General features: G+C 51.6%; 12 protein-coding genes. 1 reads left to right on the plus strand and 11 read right to left on the minus strand.

Annotated features, from left to right (window positions below; genetic code table 11):
* Positions 1-109: 109 nt before the first annotated feature.
* From pelN to LOZ86_RS12555, 11 genes are all read right to left on the minus strand, one after another.
* On the minus strand, positions 110-1423 hold the full coding sequence (gene pelN, locus LOZ86_RS12505; RefSeq protein WP_039481296.1) for a pectate lyase PelN: 1314 nt from the start codon (positions 1421-1423) through the stop codon (positions 110-112).
* 502 nt (positions 1424-1925) lie between these two features.
* Entirely contained in the window at positions 1926-2678 is a 753-nt protein-coding gene (gene kdsB, locus LOZ86_RS12510) for a 3-deoxy-manno-octulosonate cytidylyltransferase (protein WP_039481297.1), read from the minus strand.
* Positions 2675-2857 carry a Trm112 family protein gene (locus tag LOZ86_RS12515; RefSeq protein WP_039481300.1) on the minus strand — a complete coding sequence of 61 codons (183 nt, stop codon included), beginning with the start codon at positions 2855-2857 and terminating at the stop codon, positions 2675-2677. The genes kdsB and LOZ86_RS12515 overlap by 4 nt, the downstream gene beginning before the upstream one ends.
* 112 nt (positions 2858-2969) lie before the next feature.
* Positions 2970-3971, minus strand: a complete 1002-nt coding sequence (gene lpxK / locus LOZ86_RS12520; protein WP_039481304.1) for a tetraacyldisaccharide 4'-kinase — start codon at positions 3969-3971, stop codon at positions 2970-2972.
* On the minus strand, positions 3968-5716 hold the full coding sequence (gene msbA / locus LOZ86_RS12525; RefSeq protein ID WP_230243164.1) for a lipid A ABC transporter ATP-binding protein/permease MsbA: 1749 nt from the start codon (positions 5714-5716) through the stop codon (positions 3968-3970). Before msbA ends, lpxK begins: the two co-directional genes overlap by 4 nt.
* Before the next feature lie 37 nt (positions 5717-5753).
* Entirely contained in the window at positions 5754-8027 is a 2274-nt protein-coding gene (locus LOZ86_RS12530; protein ID WP_039481627.1) for a ComEC family protein, read from the minus strand.
* A gap of 346 nt (positions 8028-8373) precedes the next feature.
* Positions 8374-8691: a PTS system regulator TmaR gene (gene tmaR / locus LOZ86_RS12535; RefSeq protein WP_005967626.1), complete on the minus strand. Its 318-nt coding sequence runs from the start codon at positions 8689-8691 to the stop codon at positions 8374-8376.
* A gap of 257 nt (positions 8692-8948) precedes the next feature.
* The gene (locus LOZ86_RS12540) at positions 8949-9707 is read right to left on the minus strand and encodes an iron ABC transporter ATP-binding protein (protein ID WP_039481307.1); all 759 of its coding nucleotides are present in this window, start codon (positions 9705-9707) and stop codon (positions 8949-8951) included.
* Positions 9704-10711, minus strand: a complete 1008-nt coding sequence (locus LOZ86_RS12545) for an iron chelate uptake ABC transporter family permease subunit (protein WP_039481310.1) — start codon at positions 10709-10711, stop codon at positions 9704-9706. Before LOZ86_RS12545 ends, LOZ86_RS12540 begins: the two co-directional genes overlap by 4 nt.
* A complete protein-coding gene (locus LOZ86_RS12550; RefSeq protein ID WP_010277087.1) occupies positions 10698-11660 on the minus strand; it encodes an ABC transporter permease in 963 nt (320 codons plus the stop codon). Before LOZ86_RS12550 ends, LOZ86_RS12545 begins: the two co-directional genes overlap by 14 nt.
* Positions 11661-11681: 21 nt before the next feature.
* On the minus strand, positions 11682-12626 hold the full coding sequence (locus tag LOZ86_RS12555) for a siderophore ABC transporter substrate-binding protein (RefSeq protein WP_370762085.1): 945 nt from the start codon (positions 12624-12626) through the stop codon (positions 11682-11684).
* A gap of 303 nt (positions 12627-12929) precedes the next feature.
* Between LOZ86_RS12555 and sbcB the strand changes: the two genes are divergently transcribed.
* A complete protein-coding gene (gene sbcB, locus LOZ86_RS12560) occupies positions 12930-14357 on the plus strand; it encodes an exodeoxyribonuclease I (protein ID WP_111778499.1) in 1428 nt (475 codons plus the stop codon).
* Positions 14358-14407 lie beyond the last annotated feature (50 nt).

Below are 14407 nucleotides of genomic sequence, written 5' to 3' on the forward strand. Positions count from 1 at the left end.
GGATCAACTCCAGCAGGGAGAACTCCCTGCTGGAGTTGTTGCAGCGATATTCCCTACTCGTCAGCAGGGGATATCATGAGTGACAGGCTAGCGTGTTAACACGCTGCCATTATTCGCGTTCGAAAGCACCCAGGTCTGGGGCTGAACCTTTGTAAGGCAGTTTGACATCCCCACCCTTGTTGATCAGCGCACTGCCTGAAGCAAGACGCAGGCTTTTCAGTACGGGCAGGCTACCATCCGCCTGACGCGGTGCGTCCCATCCGGTCACGGAAACGCTCTCGAAATCAGAATCTGATACCGCAATTTTCAGATCCCACGAGTTGTAGCGCATGTTCGCGCCATCCGAGAACGACAGGTCTTTACCACCGTGAGAAACGTTATTGCGTAGCGTACCCAGCCCAATCGCTTTTCCGTTTGCATCGATGCCGCGGATATTAAAGTTCGGGTTATTTTTATAGCCCGTGTTGTTGAAGAAATCATTCGCTACCGGATGGTGATTGGCATAAAAACCAGCTGCTTTATTTAAAAATGCAACCGAGTTACGCACGGTATGTTTCACCGCATTCGCCACATAAACGCCGCCATAGCCACCGATTTTAAAACCATTGCCGTTACCCGCAGCCAGTGATTGTGTCGTCCCCGGTAAATAACCGTGTGACCAGGCCCAGGAATTTTCAATCAACACTGGAGAATAGGCATTAATTAAATCAAAGCCATCATCCGAGTTTGACCACGCCCGGCAACCGCGGAAAATATTACCCGGTTGGTTAGCAGGGATATGCGCACCAAAGCCATCTCCGCTTTGGCCAGCACCATTAGAGGTCAGTGGATCGTAATTATGGTGAGAGTCACTATTCAATACCAGGTTATTCCCCCCACGCTGGATGAACAGCCCCGTTCCCATAATATGGTGAATATTCAACTGCTCGAATATATTATTGCTGCCCCTTATCCACACGCCCCAGGACTCATGGTTAAGGTTATTGCGCTGTGGGACACCGGTTATTTCCAGTCCTTTTACGGAAACCCAATCTGCAACGACGTTGAACCCTTTAACCCGGCAATCATCCTGCATCTGGCTGAAATCAAAAATCGGCACTTCGCCGCTAGAGGCCCAATACTCAATGCGCTTACCTTCAGTGCCGCTCTTACTCAGCGTGATCGCATTCACCACATCGGTACGCGTCGTACAGACATTTAGCCCTTTGGTAAACACGTATTTACCGCCACGGATCCACAGGCGGTCGCCAGGGTTTAATGTTTTCTGTGCGCGGTCGATTGTTTTCCAGGGGGAATTTTTACTGCCGTTATTCGCGTCGTTGCCGTTGGGAGCCATGTAATAGACCGCCGCGCTGCTGCCCGCGGCAGCCCCCATTAACATACCGCCGAGAAGAATTTTTGCGATGTAACGTTTAGCATTCATATCATTACCGTCCTTAGTTGAAATAACAAAAACACCATGCAAAAACATGGCGAATTGATAGTAGCATTTAACTATGAAAATAAAAGTTCCACTCGCGACGATTTAATTCATCATGGGAATAAGCCATCTGCATAAATAAAGCGACGTAGCGTAATTTGAGAATTTTTAAGAATAGTTATCTAAATAAGTGCTACATAATTTAAAAGATAAAATATCGTATTAAGAGAGACGTTATACCCTAAATAATTCGAGTTGCGTGAAGGCGGCAACTGCGCGAATCCCCAGGAGCTTACACCAGTAAGTGACTGGAGTGAGTAAGGACAAATTGGCTTAGCCGATTTGAACGCCGCTTGCGGCGGCCCGCTAGGGCGAGGCTCAAAAATGAGCCGAGTATTGCCAACGCACAAGCAGCTTGAAGTATGACGGGTATATAGGGAAAATCTATTCCGGCAAGAATAGATTCCCCCCATGACGTATTCATCGCTGCATAGCGTGATAGATCTTACTGACCTGCTATGACCTGCCGCACACGGGCTAAATCTTCTGGGGTATCCACGCCGACGCTAGGAATAGCTTTGGCGACCGCAACGTGAATTTTCTCGCCGTACCACAGCACACGCAGTTGCTCCAGTAGCTCGATTTGCTCCAGCTGGCTCGGTGCCCAACTGACGTAACGACGCACAAAACCCGCACGGTAAGCATAGATACCGATATGACGCAGGAAGTGATCGCCAATGGTTTCCTTAGACTGAGCAAAACGCTCTCTGTCCCAGGGAATCGTCGCTCGGGAAAAATACAGCGCGTATCCCTCAGCGTCAGTAACGACTTTTACCGCATTCGGGTTAAATGCTTCTTCGCTGGTTTCAATCGGCACCGCCAGCGTTGCCATTCCTGCTTTACTGGCGGCAAGATTTTCTGCCACCTGACGAATGATAACGGAAGGAATAAGCGGCTCATCGCCCTGAACGTTCACGATAATGTCATCATCGGTAAAACCGTAACGCTCGATGACTTCAGCCAAACGCTCTGTACCAGAATTATGATCGGCGCGGGTCAGGCACACTTCGCCACCAGCTTGCTGCACGGCAGACTCGACGTCGGGATGATCGGTGGCCACAATAACGCGCTGCGCCCCCGATTCCAGCGCCCGCTCCATCACATGGACGACCATCGGTTTACCATTGATGTCCGCCAGCGGTTTACCTGGCAGTCGGCTTGACGCAAAACGCGCAGGAATGATCACAGTAAAGGTCATTGTGTTATCTCATCAGCCCCGAGTTTACGCGCTTCATTTTCCAGCAGCACAGGGATACCATCACGAACCGGATAGGCCAAACCATCGACCTTGCATATCAGTTCCAGTTTCTCTTTATTAAAGTACAGCCGACCACTACAAACAGGACAGGCAACAATCTCAAGTAAACGGTGATCCATGCTTCCTCCATCTTTGACCGATCGATGACCGATATTTTCTTTCTCGCTACAGCAGCGATCTAATAAGGTTGATATCCACAAGGGATATCTGAAACCGTGGTAGCAGACCAATTTATGCTCTGCTGCCCGCATTCCGATTAAGCACATTTTCCAGTTTGTCGAGCAATTGCGTGCCGTAGGGCTCAGCTAACACGGCATCGACGGGCAGATACCACCAGTTATCCTGAGCAAATGCCTTACATTTTACGGCATCTTTCTCCGTCATCAGCAGCGGCTGTGTCGCATCCTGAGTCAGCGAATCGAGCTGTTCTGACTGATACGATTGATGGTCAGCGAAGGTGACTTCACGTGCAATGCTAACACCTGCATCACGCAGCGTCGCAAAAAAACGCGGGGGATGTCCGATGCCCGCCATCGCAACGACATCATGCAGTTGGTTCAGCGGTCGTGACTCACCAGAAAGCAAGTTAACCGCCATACCCGCCGTCAATGTCATGCCTATCTCATTTGCACGCGGCGTGCCGCCGTTAACAATGACGGCATCCACCGACGCCAGACGGCTTTCTCTTTCCCGCATTGGGCCAGCAGGCAGCCACCATCCGTTGCCAAAACGCCGCATCCCGTCAATAACAACCAGTTCGATATCTCTTTCCAGCGCATAGTGCTGTAATCCATCGTCGGTGATCACCACATCTAGCGTGTGCTGTGCCAATAATGAGCTCACCGCATCCCGCCGACGCGGGGCAACCGCAACGGGTGCCCCGGTACGCTGGAAAATCAGCATCGGCTCATCACCGGCCTGCGCCGTCGTTACCGAGTCATCCAGCAGCAGCGGATAACGTTCAGCGTTCCCACCGTAACCGCGTGACACCACACCGACACGATAGCCTCTGCGTTGCAACTGTTCGACGAGCCAAATGACGACCGGTGTTTTCCCATTGCCACCTGCCGTCAGATTCCCCACAACCACGACGGGAACAGGAGATCGCCAGCTTTTCCGCCACCCCAGTCGATAGCTCTGGCGAATCAGAAACGTGATGAGTCCGTATAGCCACGCAAGCGGTAGCAGCAGCCAATAGAGCCGCGACCGCCCAGACCAGATGCGCTCAATCATTCGCCAAACTGCATTCTATGCAGTTGAGCATAGGCACCGTTCGCCGCCAGTAACGCAGTATGATCACCACGCTCAATGATTCTGCCATCTTCAACTACCAGAATCTCATCTGCTTTTTCAATCGTGGAAAGACGGTGTGCAATTACCAGCGCGGTACGATCTTTTTGCAGTTCGTCTAATGCAGCCTGAATGGCACGTTCAGATTCCGTGTCCAGCGCCGACGTAGCCTCGTCTAATATCAGGATCGGGCTATTACGTAGTAGGGCACGGGCAATTGCGATACGCTGCCGCTGTCCGCCGGAAAGCATTACGCCATTTTCACCAATAATCGTATCCAGGCCGTGCTCCATCTTATTGATGAAGTCCATCGCATACGCCATTGTCGCCGCACGCTCAATTTCCTCACGGCTATAGTGTTCATTACGGGCATAGGCGATGTTATTCGCTATCGTATCGTTAAACAGATGCACGTTTTGAGAAACCAGCGCCACCTGATTACGTAAGGAAGACAAACGATACTCACGTAGATCGTGACCATCGAGCAGAATCTCACCGGATTGAATATCGTAAAAACGCGTGATCAAACTGGCAATGGTTGATTTACCTGAACCAGAACGGCCTACCAACGCCACCGTTTTACCCACGGGAATATGCAGATTGATATTCTTCAGCGCCAGATTTTCTCTTCCCGGATAAGCGAAATTTACCTGACGGAATTCGAGTTCACCTTTCGCACGCTCGAGCTCGAGTTTGCCCGTGTCACGCTCCTGCTCCATGTCCAGAATGGCAAACAGCGTCTGGCACGCGGCCATTCCGCGCTGGAACTGCGCATTGACGTTAGTCAGTGATTTTAACGGGCGCATCAGTGCGATCATGGAAGAGAATACCACCGTGATCGTCCCAGCAGTCAACGTTTCCATCACGCTGGGGAAACTGGCAGCATACAGGACAAATGCCAACGCCAGCGACGCGATTAGCTGGATAATAGGATCGGAAATCGACGAAGCAGACACCATTTTCATGCCCTGTTGACGCATCCGGTTGCTGACCTGATCAAAACGCTTGGTTTCCGCTTCCTGACCGCCAAACATCAGCACTTCTTTGTGGCCTTTAAGCATTTGCTCCGTGCTGGTCGTGACATGCCCCATCGTATCCTGCATGTTTTTACTGATATTGCGGAAGCGTTTGGATACCACACGCATGGCAATCGATACGATCGGTGCAATCACAATCAGAATGATGGACAGTTGCCAGCTGTAGTAGAACATCAGAATAAACAGACCAATAATTGAGGCCCCTTCTCTGATAACCGTAATCAACGCGCCAGATGACGACGCCGCAACCTGCTCCGAATCGTAGGTGATACGGGATAACAATGTCCCCGTTGACTGCTGATCGAAGAACGACACGGGCATGTCCATAATGTGGGAGAACAGGCGGCGACGCATATTCATTACCACTTTGCCGGAAACCCAGGAAACGCAGTAGCTGGAGACAAAGCCTGACGCCCCCCGCACTAGCATTAATCCAATGACGACCAGCGGCATCCACAGCAATACAGAACGCTCTGCTTTGCCAAATCCCTCATCCAATAAGGGCTTGAGCAGAGAAAGCATTAACGTATCGCCAGCTGCGTTAATAATGAGTGCGATTGCAGCAGCAGCAAGCCCTGCCTTAAAAGGAGAGATCATCGGCCATAGGCGGCGAAAAGTCTGCCAAGTGGAGAGATCTTTATCATTCAGCATGTAGTGAACCTGAATCGGGAAGAAATAGCCGACCATTTTACTCATTATACCGCTCTACGCCAAACCACTGATGATACCAACGAGGCGATATGTGATCCCTGAACCGCAGAATGTGCCATGAATCGCTGAAAAAACGCGCACTTAACTGCCCGAATGACGCAGTATCAAGCCATGAATAGCCGTATTGACGATATCGCTCAACAATTTTTACAGAAGGCAGTCGCCACGGGTTATAGCGCGCCGCCGAAGCCATAACGAACTCGGCATTAACCGCACGAATAAAAGGAGGAGACGAGGAAGTCTTACTGCCATGATGAGGGATTTGTAACAAATTCGCACGTAGCGCACTGCGTTCTAGCCTCATCAGCGCTTTTTCCGCATTAGACTCCAGATCGCCCGTCAGTAAGACACTGTATTTTCCATCATCAACACGAATAACGCAGGAATCATTATTTTCTGCTCGTTCTACGAGCGCTAACGGCCACAGCACCGTAAACGTAAGATTCTGCCAGCGCCAAATCTCGCCGCGTTGACAAGGAAGATGATTCATAGATTTGATCGCGCTGTATATCATTGCTTCAGGGTAAGCATTCTGTAACGTTTCCAGCCCACCGATGTGATCCATATGGCTATGGCTCAGGATAATTTTTTCTACGTCGACGCCCTGCCATCGCAGGTAAGGTAAAATTTCTCGTGTCGCCATGTCGCCCCCTTCCCAGCGGTTTCCCGTATCGTATAATACCGCTTTCCCACGCTGTTCGATTACGATGGCCAGACCGTGGCCGACATCCAGCATGTCCACGCGCCAATCCGGCTCATCACTCTTTATGCGGAAAACCAGTAAAACCACAATCAGCGCGCCGACACTTGCGGGATAAATTCGCCACCAGCTAAAGCGCCATATCACAACCGCGCCCCATCCCGCGACGCTCCCTAGCAGCAGCGACGCATCCAGATACACCCATCCCGTCTGTAGATACGTCAGCGGCGCGAATACCACACGCAGCGAAATATCTGCCAGCCACCAGAGCATTTCACTCAGCGGCGCGAATGCCATCGTGCTCAATGCCAGCAAAATAAGTGGTGTAGTAACGAAGGAGACCAAAGGCACGGCCCAAAGGTTTGCGGGCAGCGAGGTGATACTGAAACCGTGAAAAATATGAAGCTGCAAGGGCATCAATAGCAAAGTGATTCCCGTTTGCAGGTGGATCCAGCGCAGCCAGAACCAACGCCGTCGGGTCTGTAGCCGATGAGGAAGCGGTGCCCATTGAAACCAAAAAATTAGCGACGCGACGGCAAGGCAAGATAGCCAAAAACTGTCTGACAGTACGCTCAATGGATCGCTGACCAAAATCAACGCGACACACCATAGCCAAACCTGCCAGGCTGAGCCGTTGGCACTCCACACTTTTAAGCAAACCCATACGCTAAGCGCCAGTGCAGATCGCACCGCAGGCGGATTTCCTCCTGCCAACCAGACATATCCCCAGGCAACCACGGCGCTCGTCAGTAATGGGAAGCGATAGCCAATCCACTGCACGGGGAAGCCATACTGTAACGCCCGCGCTATTCCCCAACCCACTAGCCCTGCAAGCACGATATGGAGACCGGAGATCGCCATCAAATGCATCGTTCCGGTATTCTGAAGTAGCGCCTTGAGTTCCGGGCTAACCGTTTTCATCTCGCCAAACGTCAGCGCCAGTAAAATAGAACGCCACGCTAATCCCTGCACCTGCTGCTCCGCCTGTACAATCGTGCGCTGGCGGAAATCACAGTGGCTATCAACCGCCTTTGCCGTTAGCACTCGACCCGACAACGATTGCCGTTTGGCTATCGCCCAGCGTTGACTATCAAAGCCACCTTCATTGAGTCGACTGTGAATAGGTCGCAAACTGGCGGTTATTGCCCAACGTTGACCACCACACCAGTTTTCCATAGCCGATGATAAGGTGAGTTGGGCATATAATGGAGGGAAGATCCGGCGTTGATTGATTTCTTCCAGTCGAACGGTGATCGAGGTGTCATCATGTTCACTAAATCGTATGCTGCTTATCGTTACGACAGCGTTAACCGAATCCTGCGTGAAGCGTTCAATTTGTAGCAGCAGGGTTTGGGCATTCAACGAAGCCCAGCAAAAACTCACGGCAACAAGCGCTACACATCGTATCCCTGCGTGACGATATCCGACTAGCATCATGCAGGTGGATAGCCCAATCCCCCACAACAGCAGCGTTTGCGCTGGGATCTGCGGTAAAAAAAGCAGCGGCAGAATACCCAGCACGCTCGCCCAAGCCAGACTATTTACTGACATCATCCCTTTTACGAACATCGTCCCTTGCAATGACACATCTTTCCCTCTTTCCCTGTGGTTCGTTCTGGCATGTTGCAGCAACTCAACCTGATGTAACAGAACGAAAAACTCAGGTAGGAAAACGCTTCGCAAGAAACTGATTAACTTGCAGATAATGACATTCAGCCTGCGAGCTGAATTCCAATTCAGCTGAGCGTTCGGCATTATTATCGGCGTCAGCGCCGTCGGTGCACCAACGCAGGTTAAGTAGCGAAAGGAAAGGTTATGGGATAAACACTAAAAGAAAAAGGACCGCAGAAGCGATCCTTTTACGGTAGCTATTTACAGTAAAACATGGCGCGTCAGGTTACTTAACTTCGCCCATCGCTTTCAGCTTTTTAGACAGCTCACGGCGTTCTTTCGACAGATCGGCATTTTTGATGATGTAGTCATCGACGCGGTCTTCATAATCACCGCGCATGTTGGCGATGATATTCTGTACGTCCTCAATGGACATGCCAGGTTTAAGATATTCGCTCAGGTTGTCCAGCAGCAGAACGCGCTTCTGGTTATCACGAATTTTCTTCTCGTTGTCGACGATTTCACGCTGAAGTTTGTTTTTACGACGAAACATGCGCACGAATTCCAGCACATCCTGGAAACACGGCTTAGTGTCCTTATCCATCTTTTACCCTTACCTTAAGTCATACATAAATTCTTTATGTATTCACCATACAGGTTATACCCAGCGTCTTTCAAGCAGTGCTTACTCCCTTTGCGCTAACACCACGCTGAGCGGATAATCTGTCATCAACCAATACCCTAAATAATTCGAGTTGCATGCAGGCGGCGACCGCACGAGTCCCCAAGAGTTTACTCAAGTAAGTGACTGGAGTGAGCAAGGGAAGCCAACGTACATGCGGCTTGAAGTATGACGGGTATTCAGCGGTAATATACCGCAATACGCTGGTTATGCACCTGCTCGATGGCCACTTCCGTATCAAAAATATCTTCCAACACCTCGGATACCATAATGTCTTCCGGTTTTCCCGTGTAGATGATCTGCCCTTTGCGCATCGCAATGATGTAATCCGAATAGGCGGAAGCAAAGTTGATATCGTGGATAACCAGCACGATGGTTTTACCTAGCTCATCGGCCGCACGGCGAATTTGCTTCATCATCGCCACTGCGTGCTTCATATCCAGATTATTCAGCGGTTCATCCAGTAGTACATATTCCGTGTCCTGACACAGTACCATCGCGACATAGGCTCGCTGGCGTTGGCCGCCGGAAAGCTCATCTAAAAATCGCTCTTTCAATTCGGTCAGGTTGAGGAATGCCAGCGCAGCGCTGATGCGTTCACGATCGTCAGCATTCAGCCGCCCTTTGGTATAAGGGTAGCGGCCGAAACCCACCAGCTCCGCTACCGTTAAGCGGCTGGTAAACTGGTTTTCCTGACGCAGCACGGACAAACACGTCGCCAGCTTATCGCTTGGCGTGGTCACCACGTCCATGCCGTTGACCTTTACCTGTCCGCGATCCGCGTCCAGCAGGCGGCTGATGATGGACAACAATGTCGACTTCCCTGCACCATTCGGGCCGATAATCGACGTGACGCCACCGCGGGGCACCGTCGCGGTGACATTATCTAATACCTTAACGTTATTATACGCTTTGGTTACATTGCCGATCTCAATCACACGGAAACCTTTTTCAGTAGCAACACAATAAACAGCGATCCACCCACAAATTCGATCACGACCGACAGCGCCCCAGACATATCCAGCAGATGTTCAAGCACCAACTGTCCACCAACCAGTGCAATGACGCCCAGCAGGAAAGCCGCGGGCAGCAACAGGCGATGCTGGCTGGAACCAATCACTAAATAGGCAAGGTTTGCGACCATAAAGCCCAAAAAGGTAAGCGGACCGACCAACGCCGTTGAAATGGCAACCAGCACGGAAACCAGCAGCAGAATGATCGTGACGCTGCGTTTGTAGTCGATACCCAGGTTAATCGCGTTATTACGCCCCAGTGCCAGTACATCAAACCGAAAGCGCATACGCCAGATCACCACGGCGACCACCAGCGTAATCACAACCGACAAAGCTACCAGTTCAGGCACGGTACGGGTGAAGGTGGCAAACATCCGCCCCTGTAAGATGGCAAACTCGCCGGGCGTCAGCAGACGCTGCATTAAGCCCGCCATGCTGCGAAACAGCGTGCCGCAGATAATCCCGACCAGTAAAACCAGATGCAGGTTATTGCGGCTGCCGGTAAACAACCAGCGGTACAGCAGCGCGGAGAAGAGAATGAGTAGCAGCGTCTCAAGAACGAATTTACCTTCAACGCCCAGACCCGGAATGCCGCTAACCCCGAAAACAAAGACCAGCGAGGTCTGAATCAGGATAAACAGGGCTTCAAATCCCATAATCGACGGCGTCAGCACCCGATTATTCGTCACCGTTTGGAACAGCACGGTCGACGCACTGGCGGCAAACGCCACCAGCAGCATCGTCGTTAGCATCAACCCGCGGTGCGTCAAAATGTAGCGCAGGTTGCTGCCTAGATTGATGGTCATAAACAGCACGATCACCACAGCAGCCGCAACAGCCAGCCACATCAACCGCTGCGTTGGCGATAACCCCGCACGTTTTTCGCTGACGGATTCGGTCAGCACCGTATTACGTTCATTGACTGACATGGCGTTTCTGGCTTAGCAATAAGAGAAGGAAAACGGCAGCGCCAATGACGCCAAGAATCACGCTCACCGGAATCTCGAAAGGATAGCGAATCACGCGGCTGATGATATCGCAGCACAGCACCAGACCGCCGCCGAGCAGGCACACCCACGGGATCGTTTTGCGCACATTGTCGCCCATCATCATGCTGATCAGGTTCGGCACGATCAGCCCGATAAACGGCAAGCTGCCGACCACCACGACGACCACACCGCTGACGATGGCGATAATGCTCAGCCCCATCATCATCACCTGCCGATAGTTAAGGCCGACATTAACGGAGAACTCGCGACCCATGCCCGCAACCGTGAAGCGGTCAGCGATCCAGCAAGCTACCAGCGTTAACGCGCCAACCAACCAGAGCAGCTCGTAACGTCCCTGCAAGACACCGGAGAAATCGCCGGATTCCCAACTGCCGAGCGCCTGTAGCAGATCAAAATACATCGCGCCAAACGTGGTGATTGAACTGATCACCGCGCCCAGCATAATGCCGACCAGCGGCACTACTAGTGCGGATTTCAGCACAATCCGCTGGAGCAGCATCATGAACAGGAAGGTACCCGCTAAAGCGAACAGGCTCGCCACCACCATCTTGGTGAAGATCGTCGCACCGGGCACAGCGATCATCACCACCAGCAAACCTAAGCTAGCCGACTGTGTGGTCCCCGCCAGAGACGGTTCAACAAAACGGTTTTGCGTCAGCAACTGCATGATGAGGCCAGCCACACTCATGGCGCTACCTGCCAGCAGCAAAGCTAGCGTACGGGGAACGCGGCTGATAAAGAAGATATCGCGCATTTCTGGGTCGTTCCACACAGCCTGCATATTCAGTTGCCCTGCCCCGACAAACAGGCTGACAACGATCATGCAGGCCAGAAAAACAAGACCCAGCGAATAGTAAAAAGACTTCATTGATTCTGCCGTAACCTGCCGTTATTGCTTATCTAACGCGTCACTGACGGTAGTCACGAGGTTTTTATAGCTTTGCAGCCCCCCAGCGATATACAGCGATGCAGAATCCAGATAGATCACGCGATTATTTTTCCAAGCGTTGGTTTTATGAATCAGCGGGTTATCCAGCACCTGCTGGGCCGATTCCCCACCTGGGCGACCAATCGCACTGTCACGATCGAGGATGAACAGCCATTCTGGGTTCACGCTCAACAAGAATTCAGAGGTCACTACGTTGCCATGACGCCCAGAATCAGGGAACTCGGTCGCCGGTTTAAAGCCCAGCTCATCAAACACGAAGCCAAAGCGCGATTTAGGACCGTAGGCAGACATTTTGCCGCCGCTGACCATCAGAACCAGCGCATTGCCTGCATTTTCCGTTTTAGCGCGCGTTTGGGCGATCTGCTGTTTGAAATCATCAATCTGTTTCTTCGCTTCATCTTCTTTACCGAAGATGGTGCCCAGTTGCTCGATGCGTTGGATAAAGCTCGTCATAAACTGGTGCTCATCCACGTCCATTGAGATCGTCGGTGCAATACCGCTCAACTTGTCGTAGGCATCACGCGTACGTCCACCGGCAATAATCAGATCGGGTTTCGCGCTGCTGAGCGCTTCATAGGCAGGTTCAAACAGCGTCCCGGCGTTCAGGTAAGTATCGCTGTTGTATTTTGATAAAAACGCAGGCAGCGGCGTGCTGCTTTTCGGTACACCGGCAATCCCTTCGACCTTCAACGCGTCCAGCGTATCCAATGAGGCAGGATCAAACACAATCACTTTCTTCGGCGGCTGTGGAACCTGAGTGGTGCCCTGCGCATGCTCAATGCTGACCGTGTGACTTCCTTCTGAAGACGATGCCTGCTGATCGCAGCCAGCCAGAACAAACATAGATGCCAATAACGTCGCCTTCACTGCAAACGTTGCATTCAATCGCACCGCATTTAACCGCATAAGTGTGTTCTCCATTTCGCTGTTTGTTGCCGAATGCTACCCCGCAGAGTGATCTACGAGGCAGTAAAGAATTTAATTATCATTCGCATTAGAACGAAAATTGTAACCGAATGGACACAGTCATGCCTAGCGATTATGTCTACCCTCCTATTGATGTAAGTCAGGGAAGTGATGCAAATCAGGAAAGCGCCACAGAAAAGTGGATTCAATGGTATCCTTGCCGTTTTCCAGATTGTTTTGCCTGACTTCAGGCTCAGCGCGCACACGTAGCTAACTGCATATATGGCCGAGAAAACACAACCCACTTTTTTCATTCATGACTACGAGACGTTCGGTAAACATCCAGCGCGCGATCGCCCCGCGCAGTTTGCGGGTGTCCGTACCGATATGGATTTCAATATTATCGGTGAGCCGCTCGTCATTTATTGTCGTCCGACGGATGATTACCTGCCGGAACCAGAAGCGGTGATGATCACCGGAATTACGCCACAGGTCGCGCTGGCAAAAGGCGTCAATGAAGCGGAGTTCGCTCGTCAAATCCATGACGCGTTCAGCGTGCCCGGCACCTGCATTATGGGCTACAACAACATTCGCTTTGATGATGAAGTCAGCCGCAATATTTTCTATCGTAACTTCTACGATCCTTACGCCTACAGCTGGCAAAACGGTAATTCCCGCTGGGATTTGCTGGATGCACTACGCGCCTGCTATGCCCTGCGACCGGAAGGCATCGTCTGGCCCGAAAACGATGACGGCTTACCTAGTTTCCGTCTTGAACATCTGACGAAAGCCAATGGTATTTCGCACGAGCAGGCGCATGATGCGATGTCCGACGTTTATGCCACTATCGCTATGGCGAAGCTGTTTAAGCAGGCGCAGCCTAAATTGTTTGAATATCTGTTCCCGCTGCGTAACAAAAACAAAATTTCCGCGCTGATTGATATCCCACAAATGAAGCCGCTCGTTCACGTGTCTGGTATGTTTGGCGCGGCGAGGAGTAACACCAGTTGGATTGTACCGCTCGCCTGGCACCCAGATAACCGTAATGCGGTCATCATGTGCGATCTGGCTGGCGATATGACGCCGCTGCTGGAGCTGGACAGCGCAGCATTACGCGAACGGTTATACACCCGCCGTGATGCGTTAGAAGCGGATCAGAGCGCAGTTCCACTCAAGCTGGTGCACATCAATAAATGTCCGGTCTTAGCACCGGCCAATACTTTACGGCCGGAAGATGCAGAAAGGCTGGGTATCGATCGTCAACGCTGTCTGGACAATTTATCGCTGCTGCGTAACAACGCGAGCGTCAGGGAAAAAGTGGTGGAGCTGTTTGCCGAAGCCCCCGCGTTCGCCGCCTCTGATGATGTCGATTTGCGGCTTTATGATGGCTTCTTTGGCGATGCTGACCGCATGGCGATGAAGATTATTCAGGAGACCGCGCCGCAGAATCTTCCCGCACTGGATCTCACATTTGCCGATAATCGTCTGGAACCGCTGCTCTTCCGCTATCGCGCCCGCAATTTCCCCGGCACGCTGGACGACCGCGAACAACAGCGTTGGTTACAGCATCGGCGTGCAGTATTTACGCCGGAGCGCTTGCAGTCCTATCTGTCAGAACTCAGCAACCTTTATCAACTGCATGAAGACGATAAAGAGAAAATGGCACAGCTAAAAGCGCTGTACGCCTATGCGCAGGAGCTGGTGGGCTAAGATAGCCGCCTAAAACCATAAAAAAAGCGGAGCTCATGGGCTCCGCTTTT

Origin of the sequence: Pectobacterium parvum, assembly GCF_020971565.1 — a bacterium.
Lineage (GTDB): Bacteria > Pseudomonadota > Gammaproteobacteria > Enterobacterales > Enterobacteriaceae > Pectobacterium > Pectobacterium polare.